Here is a 16,110-nt window from a genome sequence, read left to right as displayed (position 1 = left end):
TATTTTATTTCTTTTTTGAGATCATGTACAGGCTCTTAGAAATATCCCCTTTTTCTTCATAGAACCTAGATAAAATTTTAAAGATATCTATCAGGTAAGTTTTTACGTCAAAATTCTTCTCCTTTTTCACAATATTAGACTCAATATTGCGTAAATCTTGTAATGACTTATGCCTTCTAGCAACTTCCTCCATAGAATCCTTTCTTAACTCTTCACGTTCTGTCCATTTGTTGTTAGACTCGCTTATTACTTCAGGATGCATTAATTTTCCAGACCTTTCAAAATATCCCTGTTCAATAGCATTGTAGACCGAGTAGTCACCGAGCGCGCAATCATTGCCTAACTCTTCTTCGCGACCTTTGAATTTTTCTAATATTTCTTCTCTATTACTCACTTCTACTATAATCTTGCTTTTATCCTGTATGTCAGGATACAGTCTAAGGTCTATATTTCCCAAACTAGTATAGAAAGTTAATACTATATCGCTGCCTTCTGTAAGATCTGTGTAATACCTTATGCCGTTTTCGGTTATAATTTTCACCTCACTTTTGCCAATTTTTATTATATCCCTTCTATATGATTCCTGAATTAGTTCCAGATTTCTTGTTCTATCTGTGATTCTTGCAACATCTATTATACTATCCTCTGAGTATTCTAAGTAAGATACATTATTATCGATTTTTCCATCATATAGTTGACCGCTGGTAGCAGTCTTTGCAATTCTAAAAAATTCCTCAGTATTACTAACATACTCTAAATGAGCACTGATCATATTAGCCTTATGAGCTTTGAACTTTAATTCTATTGTATCAATGACTTTTAAACTTTCTGACCTTTTTAACTTTGCTCCTCTTGATATTAATGTACATACTATATCACTGGCAATTCCATAGCTTCCTTCTAGCTGAGCAATTTTTTCTAGTACGTGATCTGCAAAGTAATAATCTTTGTCTTTAGCAAAATTTAATCTCATTTCAGAAGCTATAATCTCATTTACAACTTCTTGTAATTCAATCATGCTTTTAGCTTTTACTACCTTACTTAAAAACTCATTGCGTTTAGCAAGGTAATTTATTTGATAAATCTCTGATAAAAAACTATCGCATTTTTCATAATTGTCTTGTTTTTTACCTATAAAATCAGCTGCTCCTGCTTTTAAGAGCAAGGCTTTTACATTAGGAAATTGACGAGATGGCGAATCAAGAAGTACTGAACTATCATCCTTAACATTTAAAACTATCTTTAAGTCGTTGTCATTTTCATATTGATTTAAAAACTTTCTTAGATTTTCAACCTCTGGATCATAAGCATTATCCCAATCTTCATCAGAACTTGTAGCGAGAAGCATTTTACCTAGTTGCTCTCTTAATTTTTTTTGACTATTAGTTAATAAACATCCTATAATGTTGTCATTATCAATTGCAACTTGCAGTGGAGTTTTTCCATCGTTATTTTTTATGCTTAAATCAGCTCCTTTGCTTATGAGCAAATCCATAGTTTTTCTGCTTTGATCACTACACCTAGCAGCATAATAGTGTAAAGGTGTGTTACCTTTTTCATCTTGTATATTTGGATCAGCTTTTGCATCTAAGAGATACCCAAGATCTTCATATCCACTAGAATAAATAGCAGTATCATGCAAAAGTGTTTTACCTTTATTATCCTGCATATTTAGATCAGCACCAGCTTTGAGAAGAGAAGGAATAATTTCGTCGTATTCGAGAAATACGTTCAATATTGTTGTTCCTAGATGCCCTCTTTTTAGATTAAGAACGTACTTCAGGTCTTTATTTTTCTCGTTACTTTCTAAAAACTGCTTAAGATTTGAAAATGAGTCATGATTTCCCATATTAAAATCTTTTATAATACTATTGAGTAATTTTTGATTTAACTTTTTTTGACTCTCTTCCAGTCCTAAGTTAGGTGCATGAATAAGCCACTCATCTATTAAATTCTCTAAGTATTTTTTATCATCTATCAAACTTCTATCAGCCCAAAATAAATCTCGCTTAATGAATTCATAATAACTATCTACTGGTAATTCAGTTGCTTCTGTTTTTGGGCTACCTATTTCTGAACACTCTTGTCCAGCACTTAGGTCACACTTCAGTTTTTGCTCATCAGTGTGTTTGCTTTGTTCACTGATAGGTTCTGCAATATATTTTACTGACCCTGTACCCATATTACCTGCTAGCTCTAGATATAGAATATATTATATAGAATGTGTAGTATGTGTCAAGCTAATTTCAACATAATCTTTTTACTACTCATATTTTTGTTAAGTTTTTATGGTGAGTAACAATGTAGTACATAGAGAGGTTAAAAGTTGCTTATGACTCCAAATTTGAGCTAATTTTACTATAAATTAACATGGTTAAGACCTATACTTGATATCACTACTATAAGAGCATGATGAATTATACTTTAAAGGAGTACGGAAACTGCTGAAGCTTATACAGTAACCTGCGGAGCCACTTCAGCAGAATAAACAAACACATGCCAGTATTAGTAGAGAATTATTTATAGGTCAACTAACTTTTTCAAAAAATATTTTAGCAAGAACATCAGTAGACCTGATGCGAATCAAGGGATAAAAATTTAGAATATGAGATTAGGTAAAAACATTAAGAAACAAGATTAAAAACCATGCCTCAAATTCACAATTCCTGCAATAATATTGAATCTCAAGTTATGTTTCTTCTGAAAATTGCGGTAAACATGTGACATAATCTTAAAAACTTTGATCTCTCTAATCTTATTTTCTACCCGCATCCTGAACGATGCTAATCTTCGATTGTGCTCCTTCTGCTCCGCAGTTAGCGGCTTTTTACGGTATTTTTTGTACGGAATCACAACATTTTTCTGCAACTTTTGCCAACCTTGATAGCCAGAATCAGCGTATTTTATACTATCTACTGGCAGAAATTTCTCTTGCTTTCGTATCCTAAAGTCATGCATTCGACCTCTGTATGATCTTGAAATAGACATAATTCTACCATTTTCCTCAATTACAATTTCGATTTTTATTGTGGTTGTTTTCTTTTTTCCAGAGTAACTTTTCTTTCTTTTTTTATTGTTTTTCGGTCTCTGTATCGGTTGCTCCATTACATCTGCCAAAATTTTCAAAATCCTTTCTGGCGTTAAGGTTCTGTCTTTTTTTATAGCGATTTTTCTTGCCAACAGCGGCTCCATTTTCTTTAAAAGTCGGCAAATATTTGCATTGTGTAATTTGAATAAACAGCCCAAAAATCTCTGTGTCATGTAGGCACGGTAATACAAAATTACGCAGAATATTTTATCTTCCAAGGTTGGTAGCTGCGACTTTCTTCCATGATATTTTTTTTGTTTTTCAATTTTCTCCCATTCTGGACGCACTTTTTCTACAATTTTTTCAAATTCCTCTACTTTTAACCCGGTTATATAGCGGAAGTTTCTTCGATGTTTCTTTAGGTTATGGTAGTTTAACCCCATTTTGCCTCATTTTTGTTTGTACTATTCTTCTTTATACCATACTTTCATCCTCTTTTCTCTTGTTTTGCATCAGGTCTAATGAAGAGTGGAAGGCCCTTTTCATACGTGAGCATAAAGTAGCTACATTGCCAGAAGAACCTCCAAACATAAAACAAGCTATTATTTGGTTAGGAAAATTGGGTGGATTTATGAATAGAAAAAGTACCAGGGTCTATGACTCTATGGCGGGGCTATGAAAACCTTAAGGAGAGCATAGTTATGCTTCACATAATGACCTCTCAAAATTGTGGGTAAAAGTAAGACTTTAACGAAATTGAGCATCATTGGTTTGCTATAAAGAACAGAGCTAGAAAAAATATCCCTATTTTTCAGTCTTTCCGTCAAGCTGTTGATTCTACTTTTTTATGATTTGTTCTGACTATTATGAGAAGAGCTATACTACATCCCAAAAAAATATCACCTAGGTAAGCTAACGTAAAAAGATAAGCTAAATTTTACAAGCTCAAGCAGTAATGAACTAAAGGTACTATGATCTACTATCGATTAACCGCCCGAGAAGGACCTGCTTTCTGAGCAACTGATTGCTGAACATTACCAGTTAGTGCCGACCCCCTTGACGACATCATTGTATCAGAGCTATGTTTTGCTTTTAGATCTACAAATTTATCGCCAATCCTTATTAGATCATCTTTATTTGTAGCACCTTGATTAAAAACAGCATACATTAATTCAACCTCATTAGCATCAGTAACAACTTTGTAGGCTTCACCTTTTTGATATCTTTCTAACTGATCATCAGCTTCTTTTATCTTGCTATTTAACTTTCCTGGCTTAGCAAATTTTAATTCTATTCCAATTGGAGGGTGTTCTTTACCTATAACCTGCACAACCATCATAATATCCAATTTTTCTCCACCACCTATCTGAAATTCAGTGATAACCCTTATATTACCATCACTATAGCTGCTAAATAAACCATGTAATACTGCCTGAAAATCAGCTTCATTGTTTATTAATGATTTAAAAGAGTATAACATATGTGAAACTTCTGTAAACACTCTTTTATAGTCATCATATTGACCAGATTCTATAGCTTGCTTTAGAGCTGCTTTAAATTTATTATTTTGACTAACTTGTAGCAGATTGCCTTGAAGAACTCCTCTGTTTTCTTGATATTTCCCCAGTGAAGGATATATTTTTACTACAGTCCCTTTTTCCTTATTACAATATTGATCAAATGAATTCTGATTACTTGGTGTACCATATAAGTTACAATTTACCCTGTGCACCTCTTTAATCCCATTTAGCCTTTCTATATTAAGCCGTTTATTTTCTGGAATTTGAACTCCAGTATTCTCTACTTCATTAACATGCAATATGAACACCTTTCCACCAATAGTGAGCACTGTGGTTATTACGCAATCCTTAATACTTTCATTAGCTGATAAATTTGTACGTGATCGAGTACCTTTAGCCATTTTTTCATCTTCTTTATAAATATAAATATACTTACCCAACTCTTCACCCTTTTCATTAATATCAGGAATAAGCATCAACTGTCCTAAAATAACCCTACTCATATAATGAAGATTACTGCTACCACCATTACTCCAAACAGTACCATAATATAGGTATTCTAGCTGTTTCCTTGTTAATTCAGCAATGGCTCTCTCTCCTTTCTTTGGATTATCAAGTAGTTTTTCTACTACAGAATTACCCTTTCTATCCAGAAATGATTCTACATCAATCGCAACATTTCCATGATCAATCATTTCAAAATTTAACCCCACACAAATAGCTTTGTTGGCTGTAGTAATCATTCGTATGGCATTAGAAAAGTAACCCTTAACGTAATCTTGTGCTTGCTTTAACGCTACCTCAATCCTGCTTTTTTTGCCTGTACCTGCTTTAAGCTCAATGATAATAGGAACAGAATTTGATGATTTATCAGCGCCACGTACAAGTAAGACAACATCTGCATAACCTTTTCCAGCAAATAACTCAAGATAGAGCTTAAGGTGAAATCGATACTTAAAATTCATTAAAAACCCAGATAAAAATCCATGATAACTTGATTCTTTACTACTAAATGGAACTTTTTCTTTCTCATATTTCTTATAAACGTCTGTAATATAATCAAATACTTCTCCAGCGTTCTTTTTTACTTCTTCAGAATCTTGATTATTCAATTTTGAAATTAAGTTCTCTAAGTTTTGTTGGTCTTGGGTCTTTTCTATTTTTGTAAAATTCTTTTCTGAGTGGTCAGTCTTTTCACTAAAAGCCGGATCAATCTTCCCATACCTTACTTCTTTCCCCGTAATTGTTATTTCATGCTCTTCTTTTTTATAGTCATCAAATAGTGGCTCTCCTATTGCTTGCTTTATTTTTTCTAATTCTTCTTTACTAAATCTTAGGTGCTTATTGTCGTTAGCTCTATCAGAAATTGTTATACACTTTAATTCTTTTTTACTAGTCAGTACAACTATTTTTAAGGTTCTATCATCATCAAAACGAAAATAAAGTTTTTTGACATCAGCTTTAGTAGCAAGCTCTGTGTCCAACATAGTAGCAAACATACCAAAAAAGAAACTAGGAAAAAAACCTTCTTTTCCAACTGAATGCAAGAAAGAAGGAGATTGATTAATAAATGATTGAAACCTTTCTTGAAAGTCAAAAAACTTATCTTTTGATGTATTTTCCATCAATAGAAGTTGTATTAACTCAAGAGGTTTTGTATTGCTTGGCATATGACTCTCCTACTTACTATGACTTGAAAACTTTATATTTTGCAGAGCATCAGTAGCTAAGCTTATCTCTGATTGCGGTAAAATATCACCAACTCCAAGAGATAGCTCTTTAGAAGCTTCTTCGGCTAATTTAGAAAATACTTGTTCTCCCAACTGCAATTTTTTGCCTCCATGAAATAACTGAATTTTTCTTAACACAAGACTTTTAACCTTTTTTATCTCTTCATCACTCATTTCTTTGTTATTTACGTGCTTTAATATCTTCTCTAACGCTCCTTCTTTCTGTCTACTTGGATCCACAATTAAATTTGCTATTGCACATGTAACTGAATAATCCTCAAAAATAGAGAAGGTAGATTGTCGCCTATGGCCTTGAGTTCCAAATTTTATTATACGCTCCCAAACATTCATCATGCATTTTTTTATTTCCTCAGACAAATCTGGATTCTTCAGTACTTTATCTGATAATGAAGATAAAAAGGTCGCATAATTTTCACGTGTAAATTGATTACATAATAGACTTAACTCCATAAAAGAATCAAAGCAATACTGATCTCTTAGTGCGCTTAATACTGCATAATAAGTATTTTCCTTATAATCTCTTTCTAGTAACTTTTCCTTTTGCTTACTATCCGTTTTGCTTAAACAAAACTCTATAGTGTCTACTTCTTTGTAACCCCTTACTCCAGATAAAGCTGCTTCAATTAACATATTATCTTTGTCTTGACTAGAAATACCCGGATCATTTTGCAATTTATTATAGAAGAACTCTATACCTTCCTCCCAATTTTTACTGGAATTTATCTGTGTAGATTTTTGCAAACCTTCAACTGATTGATATTCGTTTAGTTTTCCAGTCTGTTTATCAATAAGAAAAGACCAAAAAGCTTTTATTGGACTAGTTTCTTTTATATGGTTAAGTAATTTTTCCTTCAACACATCATCAGACCTAACTTCCCTAAAGGCACTTCTTTTAAACCGCTCAAATACTTGCTCAAACAATCCAGGGATCTTATCTTCCAGGCAATATTTACACGCTAAATAATATCTATCAGAAAGATCAAGCGGATTTTCTTGTCCATTGTTACTTCTTTCTGCAATTAATCTTTCACCAACAACTTTATTGTTTAATTTTATTCCATTCCAACAAGAATTATCTGAAAATATATCAGAGAAAAATTTTAGTTCTTCCTCATTAAAATCCTCAATTAATTGAATATAAACCCTTAGCCATCTTTCCACTCTAAGATGTTTTCTTGCTTTAACTTGATTATCATCAATAGCACATTTTAATATATCAAGTATTTTATTGTAATTGTGATCTAAGCTAGATTCCATACTCGCAACCTCATTTTGTATTTTATATAAACTTTAGTTTAGTAAATTATCGTTGCCAAGCAAATTTTTTTTCTCCAAACCTTACCGCTGTACAACAAGAAGTTTCTTGAGAGCCAAGTATGATATTTTCATTCTAATAATTAATTATAAAACATTTTTATTTACAAAAAAATAGACCTTGTTGTAACTAAAGAAACATCTATTTCAGTGCCACAAAAATTTGAATTATTTACTCTTTCTAAAATTGCAAAAAAGATCGTATATTTGTGAGAACAAGCCGCGTAAAAATAGGATTGTGAAAACAGAAGCTTGAAATCTTTGCAACAAAGTTAGGCAGATTAGTTCATATGTGAATTTAGTTGAAGTAGGCTAATATAGATGGTTTTAGAGTATAATAAAATCACCATATAAAAAAGTTCGTATGGTACACGTGGTAGACCAACGCATCCCAAGAAAAAGAGTTCTCACCGCACTTGGTTTTGACCATTGGAAATGGCTATGTTACTTAATTTATTAGCGATATATACTACTAAATTAGTAGTAATTTATTTTACGATAAGAATTAAGACACGCTTATGACAAAAACAAAATTAAAAAATAAGTAAAAGGTTATACATTCATTCTATTGAGAAGCTTTTGCCGTAAACTACTTTGGGTTAGAAAAATTTTCTACAATAGTAATTGACAAGTTTTAAAGGTGAAATAATATATCCTAAATATATTAGAGGCTAACTTGTTATGGTGCATAAGAGGGTAGAGTATTTTTTTATTCAACGAATGATTGTATGATAATACTCAGAGTTTGGCTTTATGGGTTGGCTCTATCCTTTACTTTAACCCACAGGTAATGTGACCTTTCATAAAAATGACAGCGAATGATCTATTTTTTACCTATTAATAAACTTATTTATTAATATTAAACTTTGTATTTCTTATAATATTATTTACAGTTTCAATATCATTATTAAAAGAGTGGTATGCATTTTGTACTGAAGATACATCACCAGTAGTATCTAAGTAGTTATAAGGATTTACCTGACGTGAGTAAATGTCAAAAAAAACACACTTGTCATCAATCATACCTCTGTATATATATGTATCATAAGCAGTACCTGCTGCACCTTCACTTGCATGAAGATATATAAAGTGATATCCATTTATCAATATTTTATCTGGTAACACTTTTCCTGTACTGTTAACATGACGTTCGTAATTCATACATGTTGGGTAACTACTATAACATGTTTCTTCTGAAACATCACCCTTGCTAATTAGCACATCTCCTCTTATGTAATAGTGGTAGATATCAGACTTATCAATTTCGAATGAGACAACTTTTCTTGAGTCTTTTATGAGAGAATCACTTTTGTAATGAGTTATCAGGGCACTATTATTATCACCTATAATCATATTACTAGGTAGTGGTAGCTGCAAACCACTGTTTTGATCGTAAAACATATCTGGTTTTTCCTTTGCAAGAAGTGGCAAATGAAAAAAAAGAGTGAAGGTTAAAATTTTACATGAAAAATCAATATACACCTTTAACATTAGCTAGAATGAAACAAGAAAAGTTTTTTTCTCATCATATAGGTACTTTAATTATTGTCTATTCTATTTACTGATATACGTTGGACTTATAGTTTGAAAAAAATTTAAACCAAAAATTTTGTAGTGTGTTTTGAAACTGAAACTTACGCAAAAAAAATTCTAGCATCACTAGGCTCTGTGGACAAAAAATAAGAGAGAAAAGAAAAAAAAGAGGTAGTTCAATCTAATGAGCATAAGAATGGAAAAACTACGAATGGAACATTATATAAAAGAAAGAAATTGGAAACAAATTTTAGAATTCATAAAAAGCGTGAAAGGAATACATAGCAAAGACGAAAAACGTTTAAATAGAAGCAGTGTGGCATATGGCACAAACAGTGGAGGCTTTTGCTAAAAAGCTATGGCAATTACAGAAGTATACACAAACGATTTAAGAGGTGGTGCGAAAGGGATATTTGGAAGAATTTATTGGAGTACGCAAAACGAGGGTCAGATTTAGAAACTGTTATAATTGATCCACCAATGTTCAGCTGGCTATACAAAACACTCCCAGGAGAAAGAAGCTTTAGGGCGAAACAAAGGTGGTTTCATAACTAAGATACATGCACTTATTGATGCACTTGGAAATCCTCTTAAGTTTGCTCTAACTGTTGATCAAAGGAATGAGATTACACACAGCAGCAACATTAACTGAAAATGTCTATAATACTACTTTAGTTGCTGATAAAAGCTACGATAGCAATGTTTTTGTTGCAAGTCTCGAAAGCAAGGGATGTACAGCCCCCAAAACGAAATCGAAAAGTGCAAAGGTATTACGATGAGCACATTTATAAAGAACGTCATTTGATTGAGTGTTTTTCAGTAAAATTAAAAATTTTAGGCGTATTTTTCCCAGATTTGACAAAACATCTGAGGTTTTTATGGGTTTTCTAGATTTTGTTGAGGCTCTTATATGGCTTCTCTAAAATTTTGTCCACAGAGCTTATGAAGATTTGGAAAAAGATAAAAGAATTAGTTATTGACAATGACAATTTAGTACACTAACTAGAGTAGAAAGATGGTTAACCAAGCAGCACTTGTTCATACCACCTGGGTAAGGTTGCAATTGTTAAATATCATAAGGAATCACTCATGAATAATAACCGCCACAAGGTTCATGTTTCTGTAAATCTTCTGTTAATAAAAGAAAATTCAGTGCTGCTTTCACTAAGGCACAATACTGAATTGAGTGGAAATTGTTGGGGATTAATAGCTGGACATCTTGAGCCGGAGGAATCTGTTACATCTGCCATGATAAGAGAGGCTAAAGAAGAGTTGGAAATTGACATAAAAAAAAGTGATTTAAATTTTACGTCTATCATTCACTATCCTCACAAACCAGACTACATTGATTTTTTCTTTAAGTGTTGTAAATGGCACAATGAGATAAAGAATATGGAGCCAAATAAGTGTAGAGAGCTACGTTTTTTTAATATCAGCAATCTTCCAGGTAACATTGTTCAATATATGAAACAAGGAATAGAGTGCTTTGAAAGTGGAATTATTCTCAGTGAAATAGGTTGGTAATGATTTTTATAAATTTATGTGTGTGATTCATATAGGTTGTGACAACTAATCTATCAGATCAAATCTAAATTATTACAAATTAACATAGAAGCCGATCGGGTTTCATGAATGCAAGTTACTATTAATCTCTTGATTAATATACTAAATTATGTTATAAGATACATGCATTAGGGAACACACTGTTTATTGCTGCAGGAAAGCTTTTTAGCCCATCTACACATGCAATTAGAATATCTTCCACTCCTCTCTCTTTGAGATCATTTAGTACTCCCAATCAGAACTTCACTTTCAGCTAAATAAAAACCTAATACTTCTTTTCTGCCATTTTGATCTATACCTAATATATTATACATACATTTACTTACACAATGCCCGTCCTCCTTGACTTTAAAAAACCATGAAAACTATCGGATATACAGACTGCAGCGGACGACTACGCCATTCGTTGATTACTGGTAGCAGTTTGTCAGTAATACTTGATATCTCTACCGCTGATATTTTGTGATCGTAAATTTCCTCAATATGTGACGCTATATCTCTGTATCCCATGCCACTGGCAAATGTGCTTAAGAACCTTTGCTTCAAGTTCTGGATGTAGGCTTGTTTGTCTTTTTCTAACTATTTGGGGTTCAAAGCTTCATTCCCTGTCTCTAGGTGTTAATACCAATTCCCACTATATAAAGAACAGATAGACAATAATGGGAAAGAAGTGATACTAAAGTAGATAAAATAGAGAGGTATAAATGGCATTAAGGTCAAAACTATTAGACGAAAAAGTTGTAAATTTGGCGAAAGAAATGTTAAAAAAGGTCAGAAATAACGCATATGTTTCAAAAAAGTTACAAGCGGTGATAGCAGGAAAAGAAAGTAGTATAAGCGCTGTGGCAAGAATATGTAAAATTTCAAGGACTGCTTTGACTGAATGGATAAAGCATCTAAAATTTGGTAGAGTAGAAAGATTATTTTCCCCGTCTCAGCGGCGAAGAAAAAGCAAATTAAACAAAAATCAACGTGAGCAAATTGAAATATGGGTAGAAAGAAATCCAAATATTACTATTAAGGAAGTGCAAATAAAAATCTCAGAGGAATTTGGCCTAAACATTAGCAAATCAACAGTGCACCGTGAGATACAAAGGATGAAGTTTTCTTACATAACACCGAGGCCAATTCACCATAAACAAGATAAAAACAAGCAAGAAGAGTTTAAAAAATACTTCAATAAAATAGTCAATTCCCACCCTGAAAAGGAGGTATTTTTTTGATGAATCACGATTTGGAACTCATTCAAAAATCGGACACGGATGGTTTAAAAAAGGGGTCAGAACACAGGTTAAAATGAAAATTGGTAGACAAAATTTCTATATCTACAGTGCGGTAAATCCAAGAAGTGGTAAGAAAATTAGCCTACTTGCTCCATATGTAAACACTGATTGTATGAATATATTTCTGGAGCAGATGTCGAAAGATTTAGGCACGAAAGAAGCCTTTCTTGTAATGGATTGTGCAAGTTGGCATAGATCAAAAAGTTTGAAAATTCAGGAAAACATTACCATCATATACTTGCCTCCTTATTCACCGGAACTGAATCCTGTTGAAAGGTTGTGGCAATATATCAAATACAATACTTTACGCAATAGTATCTACGATACCATAGGTTTACTTGAAGATGTTTTGTGTAATTTTATTGTCAATATTTCCAGTACTACTATTAAACGAGTTTGTAATGTTTCTTATTTGTTCGGTCAGTAATGGATTTTGGTATAACAACTCAAATGAGCCTGCACTTGTACGTAAAGTTTTTGCATTTCTACCATTTCTTCGGTTATTTTCTCCACTTTCAACCAACAAGTGGTTTTCTATCTCACCTTCCAGGCTTGCTTCCAGCAACTTTTTATAAACGGTGTTAATGCTCCATCTCTTCCCGTCAGCGGCCTTCCTTCTCTTATCGATGATAGAATATTTGCTTCCAGTTCTTTATAGTCTACCAAACCGGTAGTTCTGTTTACTTGATTCATGTCAAACCTCCATTTTTATATCAATTATATTTTTATTTCTTGGTTTGACACAGTTTATTTAACACTCCCTTTTTTAATGAAATTTCTTAAGTGGTAGATTATTTTTTACAGCTATAGCTGAGGTAGCTGTCACTACCTGAAATGTAACAAATAAAATACCAATCTTAAATATTGCTATATTTCACGATAGTTTCTCAACTTGATGCACATGCTTTTGGAACATTCTCATTTGTCAAATAGTTTCTGGCATGCTACACAATCTGTAATGCAGGTTTTAACTTACTTTTACGCAATATTGATCATTCTTGAAAAGCAATCTAACATTTTCTATTCCTTGATTACGAAGCTTTGATGCAGCTGATTTAGCTACCTGAGCGTTTACAAAAAATGCTACATATCCCTTACTTTCTGCATTGTTTTGTTTTGGGTGACGTTTCTGCATTTCTTTTTCATATTGCCTTTTGTAATGAGGAGTATTTTGTATCAATTGTTCTGACCTCTTTCTTAAGTACTCGACTTTTACCTTCGCAAGCCCAGACTTATGAAGTCCTAAAACTTGTGCTGCTTTTTCTGACAAGTCTATTATTCTACCTTTAACAAATGGCCCTCTATCATTAACTCTTATAACAAGCTTCCTTCCATTTTCTAAATTAGTAACACGAACAAAGCAGGGTAGGGGCAAGGTCTTATGTGCTGCAGAAATCAAGTGACGATTAAACACTTCACCGTTGGCTGTAATTGTGCCATGATCTTCTATTCCATACCACGATGCGATTCCTACTTCTTCGTAACAGCTACAGTATTTTGGGTGGTAGGTGATACCATTTATTGTATAGCTATTGCCAATTTTATAATGACCTGCAGTGTGATTACACCTATTTCTAAAACTACAACTACTCATCAAAACGAATATTAGACATAGAAAGGCTAGTTTTTTTATCATTGTACTTAGTGAAATGGTTCGATACCATGAGGATTTTAAATTATACTATAATAAATTTAGTAATAAGTAAACGTCTACTGCCAAATATGCACAGCACTAAAAAAGAAGTAATACATATAATCGGTATAGGTGGAATTGGAATGAGCGCAATTGCTGAAATTCTTCATAATTCCAGTTATAAAGTTCAAGGCAGTGATACGCGATCAAACGACAATATAGATAGGTTACAAAAATTAGGTATAGAGGTCTATATTGGTCACGATGCAAGTAGTATTAGACAAGCTCAAATAGTTGTACATTCTTCCGCAATAAAACCTGATAATGTGGAGCTAGTTGCAGCAGGAAATAACAATAAAACCGTTTTACATAGGTCAGACATGCTGGCTAAAATTATGAAAAGTAAATATGTGATAGCAGTTTCAGGTTCAAGTGGCAAGACGACGACGACAGCTATGATTGCTTCCATTTTTGATCATTCTGGTGCTGACGCCACTGTAATTGTTGGAGGAATATTAAATTCCTATCAGAGTAATGCAAAACTTGGCAAAAGTGACATTTTCTTAATTGAGGCTGATGAGTCTGATGGAACTATGTTAAAAATTCCTGCAGATATTGCTGTTGTAACAAGTATTAATGACGACCATATAGACCATTACGGTACATTTAACGACATCAAAAATGCGTTTTCTCGATTTGTAAACAACGCGAATTTTGCTATTTTGCCTGATTCTGCAGACATCAATCATGATGAGAGTAATTCTATAACGTTTGGGTTTGGAAATGGTAAAATTAGAGCTAGCAACATCAAACAACACAATAATAGCATAGAATTTGACGTGCTGATTAGTATAAACGAAAGTAATCGTATTCCATTGTCCACTACTCGAGTAGTTGAGAGGGGTGGAATAAAAGCAGCCCTTTCTTCATCACCTCAATGCTTGAAACTGGATTCTCGTTTCAATGTTAAACAAGATACTATAGAATTTAAGAGGACAATCCCTAAAAAATCTCTACATTCAAAAAAAGTAAGTCGTACTAATGCTATTTGAACAAGCTAGCGTAAAAGTAAGCTAAATTTTTTAAGGTACAAAAATAGCAAGAAACAGTTGTTTGAAAAAAATTGGAATTTGATTGGATTGCTGAAAATTGGCTCTCAAACTTTAGACGCATGAGCAAGATAATACTCTTTAACTAATATAGATTAGGTGATTTGGAAGAGATACATCTAGAGCAGCCGGCAAAGTTACAATACATATTACCGCAATAACTAGAAATGAGAAGGATCTATATGGTGATTATAGATCTTCTCCAGACCTTGAAAACAATAAATAGACAGTAAATTAGAACTACTGCAAAAAAACAAGAATAGCTACACTGGTTGCTTGACCATCGTAAACGTAGCTTGTTAAGCCGATAAAAATAGCCATGATAGAAGCTCTAATAAATGAAATTGCAGAAGAAGTTGTACCTTTCATTTCAGGGAAAATATTTAATGATGCATTGAAAATGACTGCTTGACAAATTCCACAGCCAATACAAAAAATAACCATAGACAGCGTTACTAAGTAGTAAGCACTGGGCATGATTATACTGAATATTAAAAGTGATAGGGATCCAATAGCAATTACGCCTGTACCGGAAATTACACACCAAATTGCTCCAAGTTTCTTTAAGATCTTACTGGAAAACAGGCTAATTAGTGAGAAAGACCCAACCATTGCACTTTGATGTAGCGCATAAATAGTGCTGGATAAACCAAAAGTTTCCATATACAAAAAAGGGCCACAAGTAATGAATGACATATAAGCCGCAGAAAAAAGGCTCTGTGCCAAAGACAACATCATAAATTTTGAACTTGATAATAATTTTTTATAGTCTTTCATCATTTTTTTTAGACTAAAAATATCACGGTCCTTTTTTGTTTCTGGTAACAGAAAAAGCAGCAAAACCCAAGAGATGAAACAAAGTATTGCAACACTTGCATAGTTGCCACGCCACCCAACAATTTTGTTGATGAAACTGCCTAATACTGGTGCAATTGCTATGAGAACTGTGATAATAGAATTCATGATTCCAATAAATTTTACTGCTTCGTTGCCTTTATAGCTGTCTGCAATAATTGCAAATACAACTACAGATGTGCTAACACCAATGCCTTGAATAAAGCGAGAGATTAAAAGCCAAGAAACTGACAGCGCAAAAACACAGCCAACAGCACCGATGAGTAGCAAAGTGTTGCCTATGATCATCATCCTTCTTCTGCCATAGCATTCAGACAATGGACCAAAAAATAACCCTCCTATGCAAACGCCTAAAAAATTATAAGCAATAGTTAATTGAATTGTGCCTTCCGGTACGTTAAAATAGCGTACTATATCAGGAAAACTAGGTACAGAAATATCAATTTCAATGAACTTAGAAATTAGAGATAGAATTAATAAAAATGGTAGTAACACTTAAAATCTTTAATTAATGAATAAAA

10 protein-coding genes and 4 pseudogenes are annotated in these 16,110 nt (G+C 32.9%); 5 read left to right on the top strand and 9 right to left on the bottom strand.

From position 1 onward, the window contains the following. Positions 1–4: 4 nt before the first annotated feature. Both ABWU24_RS07360 and ABWU24_RS07355 read right to left on the bottom strand, forming a co-directional pair. Complete coding sequence (locus tag ABWU24_RS07360) at positions 5–2,182, bottom strand: ankyrin repeat domain-containing protein (RefSeq protein WP_353274732.1); 2,178 nt, start codon at positions 2,180–2,182, stop codon at positions 5–7. Between the two features lie 455 nt (positions 2,183–2,637). After that, the gene (locus ABWU24_RS07355) at positions 2,638–3,471 is read right to left on the bottom strand and encodes a transposase family protein (protein ID WP_353274730.1); all 834 of its coding nucleotides are present in this window, start codon (positions 3,469–3,471) and stop codon (positions 2,638–2,640) included. 300 nt (positions 3,472–3,771) lie between these two features. Between ABWU24_RS07355 and ABWU24_RS07350 the strand changes: the two are divergent. Further along, positions 3,772–3,879: pseudogene (locus ABWU24_RS07350) on the top strand (IS630 family transposase); the annotation flags it as partial. A 128-nt stretch (positions 3,880–4,007) separates the two neighbouring features. On the opposite strand, the gene ABWU24_RS07345 reads toward ABWU24_RS07350, so the two are convergent. From ABWU24_RS07345 to ABWU24_RS07335, 3 genes are all read right to left on the bottom strand, one after another. Further along, on the bottom strand, positions 4,008–6,218 hold the full coding sequence (locus ABWU24_RS07345; RefSeq protein WP_353274729.1) for a hypothetical protein: 2,211 nt from the start codon (positions 6,216–6,218) through the stop codon (positions 4,008–4,010). A 9-nt stretch (positions 6,219–6,227) separates the two neighbouring features. Then, positions 6,228–7,556, bottom strand: coding sequence for a hypothetical protein (locus ABWU24_RS07340; RefSeq protein WP_353274727.1), 1,329 nt, complete (start codon positions 7,554–7,556; stop codon positions 6,228–6,230). Positions 7,557–8,459: 903 nt separating this feature from the next. Beyond that, entirely contained in the window at positions 8,460–9,044 is a 585-nt protein-coding gene (locus tag ABWU24_RS07335; RefSeq protein WP_136132834.1) for a hypothetical protein, read from the bottom strand. A gap of 722 nt (positions 9,045–9,766) precedes the next feature. Here ABWU24_RS07335 and ABWU24_RS07330 point away from each other — a divergent pair. Further along, positions 9,767–9,925, top strand: coding sequence for a hypothetical protein (locus ABWU24_RS07330; RefSeq protein WP_341816019.1), 159 nt, complete (start codon positions 9,767–9,769; stop codon positions 9,923–9,925). 310 nt (positions 9,926–10,235) lie between these two features. Next, positions 10,236–10,670: an NUDIX hydrolase gene (locus tag ABWU24_RS07325; protein WP_135352946.1), complete on the top strand. Its 435-nt coding sequence runs from the start codon at positions 10,236–10,238 to the stop codon at positions 10,668–10,670. Positions 10,671–10,833: 163 nt separating this feature from the next. Here ABWU24_RS07325 and ABWU24_RS07320 read toward each other — a convergent pair. Beyond that, positions 10,834–11,334: pseudogene (locus tag ABWU24_RS07320) on the bottom strand (transposase); the annotation flags it as partial. A gap of 79 nt (positions 11,335–11,413) precedes the next feature. On the opposite strand from ABWU24_RS07320, the gene ABWU24_RS07315 reads away from it, so the two are divergent. Further along, positions 11,414–12,419, top strand: a protein-coding gene (locus ABWU24_RS07315; protein WP_353274215.1) for an IS630 family transposase whose coding sequence is annotated in 2 segments (ribosomal slippage) — positions 11,414–11,923 and positions 11,925–12,419 — 1,005 coding nt in all. Because the reading frame shifts where the segments join, the coding sequence is not laid out codon by codon here. Between the two features lie 12 nt (positions 12,420–12,431). On the opposite strand, the pseudogene ABWU24_RS07310 reads toward ABWU24_RS07315, so the two are convergent. Both ABWU24_RS07310 and ABWU24_RS07305 read right to left on the bottom strand, forming a co-directional pair. Next, positions 12,432–12,685, bottom strand: a pseudogene (locus ABWU24_RS07310) (IS256 family transposase); the annotation flags it as partial. Between the two features lie 274 nt (positions 12,686–12,959). Continuing rightward, positions 12,960–13,628: a septal ring lytic transglycosylase RlpA family protein gene (locus tag ABWU24_RS07305; RefSeq protein ID WP_015587697.1), complete on the bottom strand. Its 669-nt coding sequence runs from the start codon at positions 13,626–13,628 to the stop codon at positions 12,960–12,962. Between the two features lie 26 nt (positions 13,629–13,654). Here ABWU24_RS07305 and ABWU24_RS07300 point away from each other — a divergent pair. Continuing rightward, a pseudogene (locus ABWU24_RS07300) lies at positions 13,655–14,483 on the top strand (Mur ligase domain-containing protein); the annotation flags it as partial. Positions 14,484–14,974: 491 nt separating this feature from the next. Here the strand turns inward: ABWU24_RS07300 and ABWU24_RS07295 are convergent. Further along, positions 14,975–16,084 (bottom strand): multidrug effflux MFS transporter, encoded by a 1,110-nt coding sequence (locus ABWU24_RS07295; RefSeq protein WP_353274725.1) that lies wholly within the window; start codon positions 16,082–16,084, stop codon positions 14,975–14,977. Between the last annotated feature and the right edge of the window lie 26 nt (positions 16,085–16,110).

The organism is Wolbachia endosymbiont (group B) of Hofmannophila pseudospretella (assembly GCF_964028515.1).
GTDB lineage: Bacteria > Pseudomonadota > Alphaproteobacteria > Rickettsiales > Anaplasmataceae > Wolbachia.
Note: the sequence above shows the minus strand (reverse complement) of the source record. Positions and strands in the feature narration are given on the sequence as shown.

Excerpts from the sequence above, each read along its gene's own strand:
- ABWU24_RS07325 (WP_135352946.1), top strand. The coding sequence starts at position 10,236 with ATGAATAATAACCGCCACAAGGTTCATGTTTCTGTAAATCTTCTGTTA.
- ABWU24_RS07340 (WP_353274727.1), bottom strand. The coding sequence starts at position 7,556 with ATGGAATCTAGCTTAGATCACAATTACAATAAAATACTTGATATATTA.
- ABWU24_RS07360 (WP_353274732.1), bottom strand. The coding sequence starts at position 2,182 with ATGGGTACAGGGTCAGTAAAATATATTGCAGAACCTATCAGTGAACAA.
- ABWU24_RS07330 (WP_341816019.1), top strand. The coding sequence starts at position 9,767 with ATGAGATTACACACAGCAGCAACATTAACTGAAAATGTCTATAATACT.
- ABWU24_RS07355 (WP_353274730.1), bottom strand. The coding sequence starts at position 3,471 with ATGGGGTTAAACTACCATAACCTAAAGAAACATCGAAGAAACTTCCGC.
- ABWU24_RS07345 (WP_353274729.1), bottom strand. The coding sequence starts at position 6,218 with ATGCCAAGCAATACAAAACCTCTTGAGTTAATACAACTTCTATTGATG.
- ABWU24_RS07305 (WP_015587697.1), bottom strand. The coding sequence starts at position 13,628 with ATGATAAAAAAACTAGCCTTTCTATGTCTAATATTCGTTTTGATGAGT.